This is a genomic window from Pantoea sp. YU22, assembly GCF_003970755.1.
GTDB lineage: Bacteria > Pseudomonadota > Gammaproteobacteria > Enterobacterales > Enterobacteriaceae > Pantoea > Pantoea piersonii.
Genome location: NZ_RYDU01000001.1, coordinates 630703 through 647599, shown reverse-complemented (window position 1 = coordinate 647599; position 16897 = coordinate 630703). Strand labels below are relative to the sequence as shown.

Below are 16897 nucleotides of genomic sequence, written 5' to 3'. Positions count from 1 at the left end.
AGTCAAAAGAGCGGATTAGCCGGATAGATGGCGCCGAGCACGCTTTTTTCGGCCGCGCCGGTCACGGCAGGCAGATTACCGGGCAGCCCGGAGAGCGTACGGCTGGCAAGCCAGGCGAACGCCAGCGCCTCCATATCGTCGCCGCGAATGCCCGCCGCATCGGTGGTGGTGACTTCGGTTCCAGCCAGCAGCGCGGCGAGGCGCGCCATCAGCAGCGGATTGCGACCGCCGCCGCCGCACACCAGCAGCCGATCGCAGCCGTCGTTAAGCTGCACCTGATGGGCGATAGAGACGGCGCTCAGTTCAGTCAGCGTCGCCTGCACGTCCTGCGGCGCCAGGCCCGGGAAGTTCTGTAGCTGACGTTCAACCCAGCCCAGATTGAAATATTCGCGACCGGTGCTTTTCGGCGACGGCAGCGCAAACCAGGGATCGCGCAACATCTGCTCCAGCAGCGCAGGCACCACTTTGCCGCCGCGCGCCCAGCCGGCATCCCGATCGAAGGGCTTGCCCTGATGGCGCCAGATCCACGCATCGATCAACATATTGCCGGGACCCGTATCGAAACCGCGCACCGGCTGGCCGGGCAGCAGCAGAGAAAGATTAGCGATACCGCCGATATTGAGCACCATGCGGCGCTCCACCCCATCCATCAGCAGCGCCTGATGAAAAGCGGGCACCAGCGGCGCGCCCTGACCGCCCAGCGCCATATCACGGCGGCGGAAATCGCCCACCACCGTAATGCCCGTCGCCGCGACAATCTGATTATTATCGCCGATTTGCAGCGTGTTGGGCGCGTCGCTTTGCGGCTCGTGCCAGACGGTCTGCCCATGACAGCCAATCGCGACGATATCGCTCGGCTCCAGCGCCTCGCGTCGCATCAGCGTATTGACCGCTTCGGCAAACAGCCGGCCAAGCCGCGTATCGAGCTGGCCGAGCTGCGAGAGCGTCAGCGTCTGGCCCTGGCAGATCGCCAGAATCTGCTGGCGCAGCTCACCCGGCATGGGATGGCAGTAGCTGGCCTGTTGCGCCACCATATTCTCATCAATGGCGGCCAGCACCACGTCAACGCCGTCCAGGCTGGTGCCTGACATAACGCCGATATAACGTCCTGATTTCATTTCGGGTCCTTAAGGCGATTCAACTCCGTTTAGTCTGGCAAATTCTCTCGTCTGATTCGACGATTACCTGATGTTTTTCACCCACTTTATGCAACAGGTAACATTGCGCGCCTTTTTTTGCCGCCTGGTTGAATTTTTGTTGATCGCCAATAGTCTATGCTTGGGTTCACCATGTTTTACTCAGACTAAGATTAATTTGCTTTGTGTCTTATACTGTTTGCAGGATTTCGCGATACACATGGCGCATTGCTTAAGAAAGGAGTAACAAATGATCAAGCGTTTCGTTGCGGTTGCACTGGCTGGTATTACCCTGGCCGGGTGCGCAAATAACAGTACCCTGTCAGGCGATACCTACAGCGCCAGTGAGGCCAAACAGGTTCAGAGCGTCTCTTACGGCACGCTGGTATCGGTCCGCCCGGTTAAGATTCAGGGCGGCGATGACAGCAACGTGATCGGCGCTATCGGCGGCGCAGTGCTGGGTGGTTTCCTCGGCAACACCATCGGCGGCGGCACCGGACGCAGCCTTGCCACCGCAGGCGGCGCTATCGCTGGCGGTCTGGCGGGTCAGGGCGTTCAGGGCGCAGTCAATAAAACCGACGGCGTTGAGCTGGAAATTCGTAAAGATGATGGCAACACCATTATGGTGGTGCAGAAACAGGCGGCTACCCGCTACTCAGTTGGCCAGCGAGTGGCGCTGGCGTCTAACGGCAGCCAGATTACCGTTTCGCCGCGCTGATCGCCTCAGCAAAAAAAAACCGACGCCGCTGCGTCGGTTTTTTTATTTTTCCCGATGCTGAAGCTCGAGAATATTTTTTTCCAGCCGGGCGATCAGCGTCACCATCTGGTTGATCTCCTCGCGGCTGATGCCGGCAAGGATATCGTCGCGGGTGGCGTCGATAACGCTTTCCACCTGTTCAATGATCGGTTCCGCCTGACGCGTCAGCTTGATGCGCTTTGCACGACGATCGTTAGCGCAGGTCGAGCGGGTAATCAGGCCTTTCTCTTCCAGCTGATCCAGCGTACGCACCAGCGACGGTTGTTCAATGCCGATGGCCTTCGCCAGCTGGATCTGCGACTGTTCTGGCGGCAGCTGATGAATATTATGCAGCGTGACCCAATGGGTCTGCGTAAGCTCAAGCGGCTTTAAGCGCTGATCGATCAACGCGCGCCAGATGCGCACCAGGCGAGACAAATCCGTTCCAAGGGGCGTATCCATTTCATCTCCTTATAATTAGCTTGCTAGCTATCAAGCCAGATTTTACACTATTCTGCGAGTTTAAAGGACAAATTACAAACCCCAGGCGAAGCCGCAGCGCTTCATCTACGCTTTTTGAGACCGATGCCCGGGTGATATCAGAAGGACGATATGTGACAATTCCTCCCTTTCATGCGGCTAGCCCCCTGACTGACTTGGTGTTCGGCGCTTCGCTGTTTTTTCCACCGCTCTTTAAAGCCGTCCTGCTCGGCTTCTTTTTCTGGTTGATTCTCCATCCGCTGCTGCGCGGCTGGATTTACTCGGGCGATATCTGGCATCCGACGCTGCTGGATCTCTCTCTTTTTGTGCTTTGCGTCGCCGCCGCGCTTTTACTGCTGGGACAGGGATACTCACCATGAAATTTAACGCAGTGAAATATTTTTCGACCTTGATCGTCTTCGCGGCCGCCCTGCTGGCGGGCTGGTGGATGTGGAACTATTACATGCAGTCGCCCTGGACACGCGACGGCAAGGTCCGCGCCGAACTGGTGCAAATTACGCCCCAGGTTTCGGCGCGCATCGTCTCCGTGGCGGTGAAAGATAATCAGTTTGTGCATCAGGGGCAGACGCTGCTGACGCTGGATACCGTGCCCTTGCAGATTGCGCTGGACAACGCCGAGGCGCAGCTGGCGAAAGCGCAGGCCGATCTGGCCAAAGCGCAGCATGAGGCCCGCCGCCGCGCCAGCCTGCCGCGCAATGTAATCTCCGCAGAAGATCTTGACGCCGCGCAGCTCAACGCCGCCTCGATGGCGGCCAGCGCCAAAGCGGCACAGGCGGCGCTGGACCAGGCGCGCTGGAACCTGCAGCAAACCACCGTGGTCGCGCCGACCGACGGCTGGGTCAGCAACCTGACGCTGCGCGTTGGCGATTACGCCACGACGGGCACGCCGCTCTTCGCACTGGTCGACAGCCATTCCTATTACGTCATGGGCTATTTTGAAGAGACCAAGCTGCGCCATATCCGTCCCGGCGCGCCGGCGCAGATCGTGCTCTACAGCAATGGCGCACGGCTGCAGGGCGAAGTCGAAAGCATTGGGCGCGCTATCTATGACCAGAGCATCGACAGCGACAGTGGGCTGGTGCCGGATATCAAACCGAACGTGCCCTGGGTGCGGCTGGCGCAGCGCGTACCGGTACGCATTCGCTTAGCGCAGATACCGGATAACGTGCCGCTGGTGGCGGGCACCACCTGCACCATCTCCGTACAGCCGTGAGCGCGCCATGAATCTGCAATGGCTGGCGTGGGACCAGCTGCCGTGGGTCAAGGCAGACGCGAATCAGTGGCGTTACGCGCTGCGTAACGCCATCGCGATGTGCCTGGCGCTCAGCATCGCCTACGCGCTCGATCTGGATGAGCCTTACTGGGCGATGACCTCGGCGGCGGTCATCAGCTTTCCCACCGTCGGCGGTGCGATAAGCAAAAGCCTGGGACGTATTGTCGGCAGCCTGATGGGCGCGGGCGCCGCGCTGCTGATCGCCGGTCATACCCTTAACGATCCCTGGCTGTTTACCTTTTTTATCGCCGGCTGGCTGGCGTTCTGTACCGGCATCGCCAACCACTACCAGAACAACGTGGCCTACGCCTTTTCGCTGGCGGGCTATACCGCGGCGATTATCGTCTTCAGCAGCGTTGACCTGACCGACGCGACGGATCTCTGGACCCTGACTCAGGCGCGCGTATGCGAGGTGATTTCAGGCATTTTGTGCGCCGGTTTCATGATGATGGTGCTGCCAAGCACCTCGGACGGCGAGGCGCTGATTACGTCGCTGCAGAAGATGCATACGCGCCTGCTGGAGCACGCCGGACTGCTGCTGCAACCCACCGACGTCGAGAATGTGCGCGCCGCGCATGAAGCGGTCATCAGTCAGATTCTCACCATGAACCTGCTGCGCATCCAGGCGTTCTGGAGCCACTACCGCTTTCGCCGTCAGAACAATGTCCTTAACTATGTGCTGCACCAGCAGCTGCGCCTGACCAGCGTGCTCTCCAGCCTGCGCCGCATGCTGCTTAACTGGCCCGATGCGCCGCAGACGCTCTACGACGCCATCAGCGCGCTGATGCAGGAGCTGGCCAGCGCGGAGTGCAATAAATACCGGCTGGCGCAGATTCTGCGCAGCGTGACGCCCGCTGCCGACGGCGATTACCGCCAGCGCGCGTTTTGCCAGCGGCTGCGCTATTTCTGCTGGATGTATCTGAACGTCAGCCGCTGGATCCGCCTGCTCGCCCGCGCCGATGCGGATACCCGCTTTCAGCCGCCGCGCGTGCCCTCGCTCGCGCGGGAAAGCGACAGCGCCGAGGCGGGCTGGAGCGCACTGCGCACCTTTTGCGTGGTCGTCGCGGGCTGCGCCTTCTGGATTACCACCCAGTGGTCTTCCGGGGCGGCGGCGCTGACGCTGACCGCCATCGCCTGCGTGCTTTACTCCTCTGCGCCCTCACCGAGCGGCAGCGTGACGCTGCTGTTAAAAACCCTGCTCTGGCTGTCGCTGTTCAGCTTTGTGGTGAAGTTCGGCCTGATGGTGCAGATTTCCCAGCTGTGGCAGTTTCTGCTGTTTCTGTTTCCGTTATTGCTGACGTTGCAGCTGTTTAAGCTGCAGCAAAAACAGCGCGCCGCGCTCTGGGGCCAGTTTATCGTTTTTATGGGATCGTTTATCGCGGTCACCAACCCGCCCAGCTGGGATTACGCCGATTTCCTCAATGATAATATCGCCAAAGTCTGCGGCGTGATGCTCGCCTGGCTGGCGTTCCAGATCCTGCGACCCAGCTCCGACGCACGCCGCAGCCGCCGCCATATTCGCGCGCTGCGCATGGCGTTTCTCGATCAGCTGCGCCGCCGTCCGCGCCTGAGCGAAAGCCGCTTTGAATCGCAGATTTATCATCGCATCAGCCAGCTGAGCAGCAGTCGCGATGAACAGGCGCGCGTCTGGCTGCTGCGCTGGGGCGTAGTGCTGCTGAACTGTTCGCATATTGTCTGGCATCTGCGCGACTGGCAACCCGCGTCGGCCACGCTGGCGCAGATGCGCGAGGCGAGCCTGCAGGATTTACAGCGTATTATGAGCGCGCGCGGCGTGCGGCACAGGTCGCTCGACCAGACGCTGACGAAGCTGGATGAGATGATCCGCCAGCTGGTGGCGGATGGCGATACGGAGGCGAATACGCTGGCAGGCATTTTGTGGCGCTTGCGCTGTTCGCTGGCGCAGCTGAAGCAGGCGGTGCCGGAATAGCTATTTACAGTACTGCAGCTGCTGGCGTTCAAAATCAGCCTGCAGCTGCGCCAGCGTTTTACGCTGCTCGAACCGGGTTTTATCGTTGGGGGACATCGGCTCAATCACCAGCTCACGCTCTTCCGGCGAGTAGATAAAACGACGCCGGATTTCGCTGCCGGTAAAGCTCTTGCCGACAATGCTGCCGCACACCATGGTCATGCTGGTGTGATAGACCGCCGTTTGCTCGAAGTTAGTCTCCGTCGCGCTGCGCAACACAAACTGGCAGCCCTTCTCTTCAAGCCGCTTACGCGCGCTGTGGCTCAGCCACTCGCGTCCTTTCGCAATATCTTCACACTCGCCGCGCGCCGGATTGGCGTCAATGGTGCGCTGCAGCTGACGTCCTGTTTCGGTCATAAGCTGGGTCGCATTGGGTTGATCGCAGCCCGCCAGCAGCAGACAGAACAGCAGTGCGCCTGTTCTTCTCATTCCTTTTCTCCTTTGACCGCGCCAGATGAAAGTGTCCAGAATCAGTATCATAGGCGGTAATTTATCAGGAGAATATAGCTATAAACTAAATGGTAATTAAACGGCTCCCTTACGGAGCCGTCGGCAGGCGAGCAATCAGATCACTCCGCAGGCGTAGCGCCCGCCGCCGCCGCCAAGCGGCAGCGGATGATCGGCATGGTTATCGCCGCCGATATGCACCATCAACGCCTTGCCCTTGATCTCATCCAGGGATTTCAGACGCGGCGCCAGTACCGGATAAGTGGCGTTGCCCTTATCGTCAACGTAGATGGCCGGCAGATCGCCGAGGTGTCCCTCTGCATAAGGACCAAGGTGCTTGCCGGTTTTTTGCGGATCGAGGTGGCCACCCGCCGCGCCTGCCGCGACCTTCTTGCCTTTAGAAACGGCTGGCTCACAGCTGCCGCTGGCATGAACATGAAAGCCGTGCACGCCCGGCGTCAGGCCACTGAGCTTCGGCGTAAGCTGCAGGCCGTACGTTGTCTGCTCGATATCGATCGTGCCGATCGCTTCACCGATACCCTCTGCGCTCACTTTATGCAGCGTCACCTCTTGCGCCTGCGCGCTGGCGGCCAGGCCGCCGCCCATCAGTAATAACAACGCTAAGACCGATTTTTTCATCGTTGCCTCTTATCTCTCCCCCAGGGTTTGATAAGCCTGGCCGCAATTTCAGATCCCTGCCCCTGATTGACACAGCTTTACGCTTCAGGGTACGTCGTAACCCAGCGCCGCTTTACGAATGCGGAACCATTGCTGGCGGTCCAGCCTCACGCTTAGCGCGGCCGCCGCCTCGCTGACGCGTTCGGGATTGCCGGAGCCAATAATCGGCAGCGGCTGGCTGGGCAACATCAGCACCCAGGCGTATACCACCTGCGCCAGGCTGGCTGCGCCGGTCTCGAGGCGTACCTTTTCCAGCTCATCGCGCAGCGGCTGGTAGTGCGGATCCTGAAACAGCTCGCCGCCGCCCAGACAGGACCACGCCATCGGACGCAGGCGAAGCTGCTGACACTGGTCGAGCGTGCCGTCCAGCAGCACATTTTGCTGGACTGGCGAGATCTCTACCTGATTGGTCACCAGCGTAAAGGGCAGACGCGACTGCAACAGCGCAAACTGCGAGGGGGTAAAGTTCGACACGCCGAAGTGCAGCACCTTGCCGCTCTGATGCAGCGCCAGAAACGCCTCGGCCACCACATCGGCATTCATCAGCGGATCGGGACGGTGGATCAGCAGCAGATCCAGGCGATCGGTGGCGAAATGACGTAGCGAATTCTCCGCGCTCTGCACGATATGCGCCTTGTCGGTAATATAGTGTCCGATGTGATGCTCTGGCTTAGCGCGCGTGGCGATGCCGCATTTGGTCACGATTTGCAGCCGGTCGCGCAGGCCGGGCGACAGCTTCAGCGCCTCGCCAAAGGCGGCCTCGCAGCGGTAATCACCATAGATATCGGCGTGATCGACCGTGGTAATGCCCAAAGAGAGATGATGTTCGATAAAGCTGACGCGCTGCTGCGGCGTCATTCCCCACTCCATCAGGCGCCAGTAGCCCATAATCAGCGGAGAGAAATCTGGACCCTGTGGCGAGACTGGTTGCGGTTGCAGCATAGTGATATCCCTGTGTGTGCTATCTCAGTTGGTGACAGGGAGTATAACGAAAAGCGGTCAGAACAGGGACGGCTGCTGCGGTTCTTGATCGTCATCCTGTTTCTGCGTGCGCAGCATGCGCAGACGGCGCTGATGGCACAGGCGCAGCACTTCGCGCTTCTGCGCATCGCTGAACTTCATCCAGTGAAAGCGTTCGTCACGGCTGCGCAGGCAGCCGATGCAGTAGCCGCGCGCATCTACCTGGCAGATGCCGCGACAGGGACTGGGTACCGGGAAAAACTCAAGTTGCTCCGCCACAGCGTCTCCGCATTGTTCAATATCTCCACTAAAGATAGCGCAATCCCTGCACCTTTTTCCTCAGGCAGATGCGTCTGGTCAATAAATGTAACTAATGAGGTTGGCTTATCTGGAAATTCCCCTCATAGTGTTGAGCTTTTGTTAAGGTTTCTCAAAGCAGTTATCGTTATTCTCTTTTAGCGACTCTTTGTTTTTTACTGGATACTCATGCTGTTAAATAAGTTACGCTGTCACGAAAGCACGTTTAATCTGGCGGTTTCTCTGTTTTTTGCGTTAGTTCTGAACGGACTGTTTGTCTTCCGCGCCTGGGAACGTATCCCCTACACCTCGCTGCACGACTACCTTTTTGCCTTTAGTCTTCCTGTCGTGCTGACGGCAGCGTTCGCGTTGATCTTCAACCTGATCGCCTGGCCTTATCTGCGTAAGCCGCTGCTGGCGGTGCTAATCCTGTCGAGCGCGGCGGCAAACTACTTTATGTACAGCTTCGGCACCGTTATCGATACCAATATGGTGCAGAACGTATTCGAAACCGATCTCCAGGAATCCACCGCGCTGATCAGCCCTAACGCCATCATCTGGATTACCCTGATGGGCGTGGTGCCGACCCTTATCATGCTGCTGGTGCGTTTCAAACGCCGCGACTCATGGTGGATGAATCTGGCCTGGCGCGCGCTGTTTATGGCGGCATCGCTGGGCGTGATCATACTGATGGCGTTGCTGTTTTATAAAGATTACGCGTCGCTGATCCGCAACAATAAAGGGCTGGTCAAGATGGTGACGCCCGCCAACATCGTCAGCGGCGCGGGCCACTACGTTAACAATCGCTGGATGAAAGGCAGCCAGGAGTGGGTCCATATCGGTCAGGACGCGCATAAAGGGCCGACTATCGCAGCGGAGCAGAAAAAAACGCTCGTGGTGCTGGTCGTAGGTGAAACTGCGCGAGCGGAAAACTTTTCGCTGGGCGGCTATGGGCGTGAGACCAACCCGCAGCTGAAGAAACAGAAGGTTATTTACTACCCGCAGGCGACCTCCTGCGGCACAGAAACGGCCATCTCCGTGCCCTGTATGTTCTCCAGTATGCCGCGCATCCATTACGACGCCAATCTGGCGCACCATCAGGATGGCGCGCTGGACGTGCTGGGACATGCGGGCATCAGCGTACTGTGGCGCGAAAATGACGGCGGCTGCAAAGGCGCCTGCGACCGTGTGCCCCACACCGATATGACGCTGTGGAAGCTGAATGACGGATGCCAGCAAGGTTCCTGTCTGGACGATGTGTTGCTGCACCGGCTCGATAACTATACCGACAGCCTGCATAACGACGGCATTATCGTGCTGCATCAGATGGGCAGCCACGGGCCTGCCTACTATCGCCGTTATCCGCCGCAGTTCCGCCAGTTTACGCCGACCTGCGACAGCAACCAGATTCAGGACTGCGATCATCAGGCGCTGATGAATACCTACGATAACTCTCTGCTCTACAGCGACGATATGATCAGCCGCACCATCGATAAGCTGAAAGGCCTCAGCGACCGCTTCAACGTGGCGCTGATCTATCTCTCCGATCACGGCGAATCGCTGGGCGAGCATGGCATGTATCTTCACGGCGCGCCTTACCTGTTTGCGCCGTCTCAACAGACGCATATCCCCTTACTGCTCTGGATGTCGGACGATTACGCCAAAACCTACGGTATCGATCAGGCCTGTCTGCGCCGTCAGGCGCCTGCGGCAGAGGTGTCGCAGGACAACCTTTTCCATACGCTGCTGGGTATGTTTGACGTGCAGACCAGCGAGTATCAGCCGCAGCTCGACATGATCAGAACGTGCCGTAAAGCGGGCTAAGCGTTGCATTCGACCGATCGGTCTACTACCTTAAGCGCCATGAACAAGACGCTGCAACGCAATGAAACTCGTGAACACCTGCTCGCCACCGGCGAGCAGCTCTGTCTGCAGCGGGGGTTTACCGGAATGGGACTCAGCGAACTGCTGACGCTGGCGCAGGTGCCGAAAGGCTCCTTCTATTACTACTTCCGCTCGAAAGAGGCGTTTGGCGTGGCGTTGCTGGAGCGCTACTTTCTCCATTTCCATCAGCAGGTCGACGCGCAGCTGCAGCATGACAAGGGCACGCCGCGCGAACGTCTGCTGGCGTTCTTCCGTCAGGCGGAGCGGCTGTTCAGCGAACAGGGGCATATCGTCGGCTGCCTGGTGGTAAAACTCTCCGCCGAAGTCTGCGATCTCTCTGAGCCGATGCGCGATGCGCTGCAGCATGGCGCCAGCCGTATTATCGCGGCCTATGCGCAAACGCTGGAGGCGGCTCTGCGGCAGGAGAAGATGGTGTTGCCACATGCGCCGCAGGAGATGGCGAAAGTCATCTATATTTTGTGGCTGGGCGCAAGCCTGCAGAGCAAGCTATCGCGTGAGCCCGAGCCGCTGCGTCTGGCATTAAGCACTCTCGAACAGTGGTTACACGCCCACTGATTTTAAAAACGCCGTTTTATAGCAGACCGGTCTACTACAGGAGTTGTTATGGCAAGTACCCAGCTGTTTAGCCCGCTTAAAGTGGGTGCGATTACCGTACCGAACCGCGTATTTATGGCGCCGCTGACGCGTTTGCGCAGCATCGAACCTGGCGATATTCCTACTCCGCTGATGGGAGAATATTATCGTCAGCGCGCCAGCGCCGGGCTGATTATTACCGAGGCGACGCAGGTCTCTTTCCAGGCGAAAGGCTATGCCGGCGCGCCGGGGCTGCATACCCAGCAGCAGATTGCCGCCTGGAAAGCGATTAACGCAGGCATTCACGAGGCTGGCGGCCACAGCGCCGTTCAGCTGTGGCATACCGGCCGGATTTCGCACCACAGCGTCCAGCCGGAAGGGAAAGCACCTGTCGCCCCCTCCGCTATCGCCGCTGGCACGCGCACCTCGCTGCGCGCAGAAGACGGCAGCGTCTATCGTGAAGAGACCTCAACGCCGCGTGAGCTGACCATCGCCGAGATTAAGCAGATCGTGGCGGACTTCGGCCAGGCGGCCAGCAACGCACGCGAAGCGGACTTTGATCTGCTTGAGCTGCACTCGGCGCACGGCTACCTGATGCACCAGTTCCTGGCGCCCGACTCCAACCGTCGCACCGATGAATATGGCGGCAGCATTGAGAAACGCGGCCGCTTTGCGCTGGAAGTGGTGGATGCCGCCATTGCCAACTGGTCTGCCGATCGTATCGGCATTCGCATTTCGCCAGTGGGCAGCTTCCAGAATCTGGATAACGGCCCTGAAGAAGAGAAAGCCGCGCTGTGGTATATCGGCGAGCTGGCGAAGCGCAATATCGCCTATCTGCACCTTTCCGAGCCGGACTGGGCGGGCGGCAAGCCCTATAGCGACGCCTTCCGCGAAAAAGTGCGCGGGATCTTCCCGGGTGTGATTATCGGCGCAGGCGCCTATACCGTCGAAAAAGCGGACGACCTTATTTCGCGCGGTCTGATCGATGCCGTGGCGTTTGGCCGCGACTTTATCGCCAACCCCGATCTGGTGGCGCGTCTGCAGCAGGATGCCCCGCTCAACCCGCAGCGTCCGGAGAGCTTCTACGGCGGCGGCGCGGAAGGCTATACCGACTACCCCACGCTCTAAGCGAAGCGCTGGCGTGACGACGGTTACGCCAGCGACCGTTTTTTGCTATTTTCATCGCTATACTTAGCGTTTGCGTCATCAGAAGATGACAATTTAATAAAAGAGGAAGTTATGCGTTTACTCCACACCATGTTACGCGTTGGCGATCTGCAACGCTCCATCGACTTTTACACCCGCGTTCTCGGCATGCGCGTGCTGCGTCAGAGCGAAAACACGGAATACAAATATACGCTGGCATTCGTGGGCTACACCGAAGAGAGCGAAGGCGCAGTTATCGAACTGACCTACAACTGGGGCGTGGACAGCTACGATCTCGGCAACGCCTACGGTCATATCGCGCTGGGCGTGGACGACGTGGCGGCGACCTGCGACCGTATTCGCAACGCGGGCGGCAACGTAACGCGCGAAGCTGGCCCGGTTAAAGGCGGCTCTACTATTATCGCTTTCGTTGAAGATCCAGACGGCTATAAAATCGAGCTGATCGAAAACAAAGATGCCGGTAACGGCCTGGGCAACTAAGTTTGCCGCTTCAGTCTGTTGTTTGCGGCAGGCTGAAGCCTTCCCTTCTGCTGCACCCTCACCTTTTTTTTGCCATAATGCGCGCTGCCTAATTTCTGCTATGAGATGCTGATGTCTGAAACGAACTCCCTGAACGCGCTGAATCAACGTTTCCGAGGTTTCTATCCTGTGGTGATCGATGTCGAGACCGCAGGCTTTAACGCGCAGACCGATGCGCTGCTGGAGATCGCCGCCACCACGCTGAAAATGGATGAAGAGGGCTGGCTGCACCGCGACCAGACGCTGCATTTTCACGTCGAACCTTTCGAAGGCGCGCTGCTTCATCCGGAAGCGCTGGCCTTTACCGGCATCGATCCCAGCAATCCGCTGCGCGGCGCGGTCAGCGAATATGAGGCGCTGCACGCCATCTTCAAGATGGTGCGCAAAGGGATCAAGGATCATCACTGCAATCGCGCCATTATGGTGGCGCACAACGCGACCTTTGACTTGAATTTTATGATGGCTGCCGCCGGACGCGCAGGCCTGAAGCGCAACCCTTTCCATCCGTTCGCCACCTTTGATACCGCGGCGCTGAGTGGGCTGGTGCTGGGGCAGACGGTGCTGGCGAAAGCCTGTAAAGCGGCAGGCATGGATTTTGACAGCACGCAGGCGCACTCGGCGCTTTACGATACCGAACAGACGGCGACGCTGTTCTGCGAGCTGGTGAACCGCTGGAAACGGCTGGGAGGCTGGCCTTTGCCGCTGGCCGCGGCGGACGACGAGGGTGAACCTGCGTCGGAGGAATAGTCATAAAAAAGGCCGACTCGCGTCGGCCTTTTTGTTTATTCCGCTTCTTTATGCTTTTCTGCCGTCTCTTTGATCAGCGACTGCAGTTCGCCGCGCTGGAACATTTCTACGATAATGTCGCAGCCGCCAACAAGCTCGCCGTCAACCCACAGCTGCGGGAAGGTCGGCCAGTTGGCATATTTCGGCAGCTCGGCGCGAATATCAGGGTTCTGCAGAATATCCACGTAAGCAAAACGCTCACCGCAGGCAGAGAGCGCCTGCACCGCCTGCGCAGAGAAACCGCAGCTCGGCAGTTTCGGCGAGCCTTTCATATACAGCAGGACCGGGTTTTCTGCGATCTGGCGCTGAATTTTTTCTACAGTACTCATAATTGCCTTCCTTAATTCCCTACTTCGTGTTTGTTTATTGTAGCGACTTCGCCCCGTTACTGAAAACGACAATTTCTCGCTTACCAGGCGAAACCGCCATGTTTGTTAAGTTTTTAAGTAAAGCTCTGACTTTTTCTGACGATAATCAAAACTTAAGCTGTTCATAACTGGTAATAAGTTTGCTGCTATAAGCTTCTGAAATCGCTCATTTATGAGTCAGTTGCAACCCTGTAACAGTTTAATAGAAAAATGGCTTAACTTTTGAAAAAAACCTGGCTTAGAATGGCCCCGGCGCTGATCCTCGATCAGATTTTTCTAACCTCGTTACGGCCTGTCGTCGTAACCGCTAACCCTGTAACCGGACTATGCGATTACTGATTACGCTTTTCATATTAGCTTTCGCGCAGCTGTTTCTGAACATCGCTTCAGCTTCGCCGCAAACGCCGGTTAACGCCAGCCTGCACAAGGCGGAGAAAAAAAGCGCGCGCGAAGATGAGCGACGCAAACGGCGGCCGGTTAAAAGCAGCTCGAAAAAATCGCGCCCTTCTTCTGCTACGCAAAAAATTAAACTGAAAAAACAGAAGAAAATCGAAACGGCTTCACTTTCTCATTCCGCTGGCGAACAGAAAAAATCCCTTAAATCTTCCCGTAAACGTTATGGCCATCAGCGCGAGCTGGGTACGGCCAAAACCGCTAAGCTGCAGCTGCTGGACGCCGATGACGGCACCACCATCAAAATGAGCAAGTCTCATCGCCTGCGTTACCAGAAAGCGCGCGAAACCGCGATGACCAAGCTGATGGGACAGCTGGGCAAACCCTATCAGTGGGGCGGCACCTCTCCGCATACCGGTTTCGACTGCAGCGGCCTGGTCTGGTACGCCTATAAGGATTTAGTGAAATTCAGAATTCCGCGCACCGCCAATGAAATGTACCACCTGCGCGACGCCGCGCCGGTGAAGCGCGAATCGCTGGAGAAAGGCGACCTGGTGTTTTTCCGTATTAACGGTCGCGGTACGGCCGATCACGTTGGCGTTTATCTCGGCAACGGCAAATTTATTCAGTCGCCGCGCACCGGAAAAGATATCCAGATCAGCGGTCTGTCGGAAGATTACTGGCAGCGTCACTACATCGGCGCGCGCCGAATGATGACGCCGAAAACCATACGCTAAGACAGAAAAGAAAAACCGGGGGCCTCCCCGGTTTTTTTATCGCTGCGTATCAGTGCATCACGGCGGTAAAGCTAAACGCTACGATCATCAGCAGCGCGGCACAGGTCGTCATCAGTGCCATTTTCAAATCAGTGCTCATCACTTTTCCTTATCCACACAATTAACAGGGTCTTAAGGGATTTTCCCATAGTTGCCGGTAAAAATCTCGTTTTATCCTGCAAGCCTTGTTAGAATCTCCGGCTTTGTTGCGCAACTGACGCAACACCGGTTCCGTTCGCACGCAACAGCCTCTGTTTTGTCCCGCCCAGTGAATATTTCACCGACAAAAACTGTAGCGAATTAACAGAAAAGTCTCTTAGCGGACGCAAACGTTTAACATTATGCTTATCAGCGAGTTATTGATGAGTTCTGGAGTCTCTTTTTAATGGCAACAATCAAAGATGTCGCGAAGCGCGCGGGTGTCTCCACCACCACCGTTTCTCACGTTATCAATAAAACGCGCTTCGTTGCGGAAGAGACGCGCAACGCCGTCTGGCAGGCGATTCAGGAGCTGCACTACTCGCCCAGCGCCGTGGCGCGAAGCCTGAAGGTAAATCACACCAAGACGCTGGGGTTGCTTGCCACTTCCAGCGAGGCGCCCTATTTTGCGGAAATTATCGAAGCGGTGGAGCACCACTGCTTTGAGCGCGGCTATACCCTGATTCTCGGCAACGCCCACAACGATCTGCAGAAGCAGCGCGCTTACCTGTCGATGATGGCGCAGAAGCGCGTCGATGGACTGCTGGTAATGTGTTCCGAGTACCCGGACGATCTGCTGAAGATGCTGGAAGAGAATCGCAATATCCCGATGGTCGTGATGGACTGGGGCGAATCGCGCGCAGACTTTACCGATACCGTGCTCGATAACGCCTTCCAGGGCGGCTATCTGGCGGGGCGCTACCTGATTGAACGCGGCCATCGCGACATCGGCGCCATACCGGGTCAGCTGGAGCGCAACACCGGCGGCGGCCGTCATGCAGGCTTTTTAAAAGCGCTTCAGGAAGCAGGCATCGCGGTGCGTTCCGAGTGGATTGTGCAGGGCGATTTTGAGCCAGAATCGGGCTATCAGGCGATGCAACAGATCCTGCAGCAGAAGCAGCGCCCAACGGCGATCTTCTGCGGCGGCGATATTATGGCGATGGGGGCGATCTGCGCCGCCGACGAGATGGGCCTGCGCGTGCCGCAGGATATTTCAGTGATCGGCTATGATAATGTGCGCAACGCGCGCTACTTCACGCCAGCCCTGACTACCGTCCATCAGCCTAAAGCCCAGCTGGGCGAGAAGGCGCTGGAGATGCTGCTGGATCGCATCACCAGCAAACGCGAAGAGTCGCAGACCATTGAAGTGCACCCGACGCTGATTGAACGTCGCTCGGTCGGTGACGGTCCCTTCCGCGACTACCGCCGTTAATCCTCGCTTAACCACTCCTGATTGAGCGTTTGCGCATCGCCGAGATAGCTGAGCAGCCAGCTCAGTGCCGGCGATGCGTGCGCTTCCGACCAGCTCACGCAGCAGGGGCTTTCCGGGAACGGCGCAGGCAGCGTCAGCTCCGCCAGATCCCCTCTGTCCAGCAACGGACGCGCCAGATGGCCCGGCATCATCGCCACGCATAATCCATCCAGTACGCACGCCAGCCCCGCCTGCCAGTCCGGCACCACCAGACGCCGTTGATTATCGAGCGTCCAGGTCATGCGGCGCGGCAGCGCACGCGAGGTATCTTCCAGCACCAGCGACGGCCAGGCGCGCAGCGCGTCGTCGTCGAGTCGCGGCTGTTGCGTAAGCGGATGCTGGCGCGCCACAACGCAGCGCCAGTTTAGCGCGCCCATATCGCGAAAAGAGAAGCGTCCACCGACCGGAATCGCCTGGGTCGCGCCGATCGCCACGTCTACGCGCCCGTCGGCCAGCGCATCCCAGACGCCGTTAAAAACTTCATAGCTGATGTGCAGCTCCATATCGGGGAAATGGCGATAGAAGTCCGTGACCAGCTGGCGGCTGCGCGACAGCTTCACGATGCGATCAACCGCTATGCTCAGCTGGCCGCGCCAGCCATTCGCCAGCTGCTGGCACTGCCTGCGGGTGGCGAGCATTTTTTTGATAACTTCGCGTCCTTCCCGTACGAAATGTTCTCCCGCGGCGGTCAGCGCCACGTCGCGGTGCTGCCGCTCGAAGAGCGGTACCGCCAGCCAGCTTTCCAGCTGACGCACCGTATAGCTGACGGCAGAAGGCACGCGATGCAGTTCCTTAGCGGCGGCGCTGAAGCTGCCGGTACGCGCGACGGCGTCCACCACCTCAAGCGCATATTCAGACCACATAATTATTCCCTTCAAAATATTTCACAGCATTCTGCAAATATTAACGTTTCACAGTGACGGGCGCACCCTTTTACACTTTGCC

At 58.1% G+C, this 16897-nt stretch carries 20 protein-coding genes; 11 read left to right on the top strand and 9 right to left on the bottom strand.

Going from position 1 to position 16897, the window contains the following annotated elements; translation table 11 throughout:
- Positions 1-2: 2 nt before the first annotated feature.
- The gene (anmK, locus tag EKL29_RS03140; protein WP_126688819.1) at positions 3-1118 is read right to left on the bottom strand and encodes an anhydro-N-acetylmuramic acid kinase; all 1116 of its coding nucleotides are present in this window, start codon (positions 1116-1118) and stop codon (positions 3-5) included.
- Positions 1119-1386: 268 nt separating this feature from the next.
- Here anmK and slyB point away from each other — a divergent pair, with 268 nt between their 5' ends.
- A complete protein-coding gene (gene slyB / locus EKL29_RS03135; protein WP_120452444.1) occupies positions 1387-1854 on the top strand; it encodes an outer membrane lipoprotein SlyB in 468 nt (155 codons plus the stop codon).
- Positions 1855-1896: 42 nt separating this feature from the next.
- On the opposite strand, the gene slyA is transcribed toward slyB, so the two are convergent.
- Positions 1897-2334 (bottom strand): transcriptional regulator SlyA, encoded by a 438-nt coding sequence (gene slyA, locus EKL29_RS03130; protein WP_033747426.1) that lies wholly within the window; start codon positions 2332-2334, stop codon positions 1897-1899.
- A gap of 152 nt (positions 2335-2486) precedes the next feature.
- Between slyA and EKL29_RS03125 the strand changes: the two genes are divergently transcribed.
- Genes EKL29_RS03125 through EKL29_RS03115 form a run of 3 tightly spaced genes read left to right on the top strand, consistent with a single transcriptional unit; the run spans position 2487 to position 5594 of the window.
- The gene (locus tag EKL29_RS03125; protein ID WP_120452442.1) at positions 2487-2732 is read left to right on the top strand and encodes a DUF1656 domain-containing protein; all 246 of its coding nucleotides are present in this window, start codon (positions 2487-2489) and stop codon (positions 2730-2732) included.
- A complete protein-coding gene (locus tag EKL29_RS03120; protein WP_120452440.1) occupies positions 2729-3586 on the top strand; it encodes an HlyD family secretion protein in 858 nt (285 codons plus the stop codon). Before EKL29_RS03125 ends, EKL29_RS03120 begins: the two co-directional genes overlap by 4 nt.
- Before the next feature lie 7 nt (positions 3587-3593).
- Positions 3594-5594: an FUSC family protein gene (locus EKL29_RS03115; RefSeq protein WP_126688818.1), complete on the top strand. Its 2001-nt coding sequence runs from the start codon at positions 3594-3596 to the stop codon at positions 5592-5594.
- Here the strand turns inward: EKL29_RS03115 and EKL29_RS03110 are convergent, their stop codons facing one another.
- From EKL29_RS03110 to EKL29_RS03095, 4 genes are all read right to left on the bottom strand, one after another.
- Positions 5595-6062: a hypothetical protein gene (locus tag EKL29_RS03110; protein ID WP_120452437.1), complete on the bottom strand. Its 468-nt coding sequence runs from the start codon at positions 6060-6062 to the stop codon at positions 5595-5597.
- Positions 6063-6197: 135 nt separating this feature from the next.
- Positions 6198-6719, bottom strand: coding sequence for a superoxide dismutase family protein (sodC, locus tag EKL29_RS03105; protein ID WP_126688817.1), 522 nt, complete (start codon positions 6717-6719; stop codon positions 6198-6200).
- Between the two features lie 84 nt (positions 6720-6803).
- The gene (locus EKL29_RS03100; protein ID WP_126688816.1) at positions 6804-7700 is read right to left on the bottom strand and encodes an aldo/keto reductase family oxidoreductase; all 897 of its coding nucleotides are present in this window, start codon (positions 7698-7700) and stop codon (positions 6804-6806) included.
- Positions 7701-7757: 57 nt separating this feature from the next.
- The gene (locus tag EKL29_RS03095) at positions 7758-7997 is read right to left on the bottom strand and encodes a DUF1289 domain-containing protein (RefSeq protein WP_120452431.1); all 240 of its coding nucleotides are present in this window, start codon (positions 7995-7997) and stop codon (positions 7758-7760) included.
- Positions 7998-8198: 201 nt separating this feature from the next.
- On the opposite strand from EKL29_RS03095, the gene eptA reads away from it, so the two are divergent.
- From eptA to rnt, 5 genes are all read left to right on the top strand, one after another.
- A complete protein-coding gene (eptA, locus tag EKL29_RS03090; RefSeq protein ID WP_126688815.1) occupies positions 8199-9839 on the top strand; it encodes a phosphoethanolamine transferase EptA in 1641 nt (546 codons plus the stop codon).
- 39 nt (positions 9840-9878) lie between these two features.
- A complete protein-coding gene (locus EKL29_RS03085) occupies positions 9879-10475 on the top strand; it encodes a TetR/AcrR family transcriptional regulator (protein ID WP_120452428.1) in 597 nt (198 codons plus the stop codon).
- Between the two features lie 48 nt (positions 10476-10523).
- Entirely contained in the window at positions 10524-11621 is a 1098-nt protein-coding gene (locus EKL29_RS03080) for an alkene reductase (protein WP_126688814.1), read from the top strand.
- A gap of 111 nt (positions 11622-11732) precedes the next feature.
- Entirely contained in the window at positions 11733-12140 is a 408-nt protein-coding gene (gene gloA / locus EKL29_RS03075; protein WP_120452425.1) for a lactoylglutathione lyase, read from the top strand.
- 111 nt (positions 12141-12251) lie between these two features.
- Positions 12252-12926 (top strand): ribonuclease T, encoded by a 675-nt coding sequence (gene rnt, locus EKL29_RS03070; RefSeq protein WP_120452877.1) that lies wholly within the window; start codon positions 12252-12254, stop codon positions 12924-12926.
- Positions 12927-12961: 35 nt separating this feature from the next.
- Here the strand turns inward: rnt and EKL29_RS03065 are convergent, their stop codons facing one another.
- The gene (locus EKL29_RS03065) at positions 12962-13297 is read right to left on the bottom strand and encodes a Grx4 family monothiol glutaredoxin (protein ID WP_179256429.1); all 336 of its coding nucleotides are present in this window, start codon (positions 13295-13297) and stop codon (positions 12962-12964) included.
- Positions 13298-13659: 362 nt separating this feature from the next.
- Between EKL29_RS03065 and EKL29_RS03060 the strand changes: the two genes are divergently transcribed.
- Positions 13660-14463 (top strand): C40 family peptidase, encoded by an 804-nt coding sequence (locus tag EKL29_RS03060; RefSeq protein WP_120452423.1) that lies wholly within the window; start codon positions 13660-13662, stop codon positions 14461-14463.
- Between the two features lie 49 nt (positions 14464-14512).
- On the opposite strand, the gene EKL29_RS03055 is transcribed toward EKL29_RS03060, so the two are convergent.
- Positions 14513-14602 (bottom strand): YnhF family membrane protein, encoded by a 90-nt coding sequence (locus EKL29_RS03055; RefSeq protein WP_120452422.1) that lies wholly within the window; start codon positions 14600-14602, stop codon positions 14513-14515.
- Between the two features lie 285 nt (positions 14603-14887).
- Between EKL29_RS03055 and purR the strand changes: the two genes are divergently transcribed.
- On the top strand, positions 14888-15913 hold the full coding sequence (gene purR / locus EKL29_RS03050; RefSeq protein WP_120452420.1) for an HTH-type transcriptional repressor PurR: 1026 nt from the start codon (positions 14888-14890) through the stop codon (positions 15911-15913).
- Here the strand turns inward: purR and punR are convergent.
- On the bottom strand, positions 15910-16815 hold the full coding sequence (gene punR / locus EKL29_RS03045; RefSeq protein ID WP_126688813.1) for a DNA-binding transcriptional activator PunR: 906 nt from the start codon (positions 16813-16815) through the stop codon (positions 15910-15912). The two genes, purR and punR, sit on opposite strands and share 4 nt — an antisense overlap.
- Between the last annotated feature and the right edge of the window lie 82 nt (positions 16816-16897).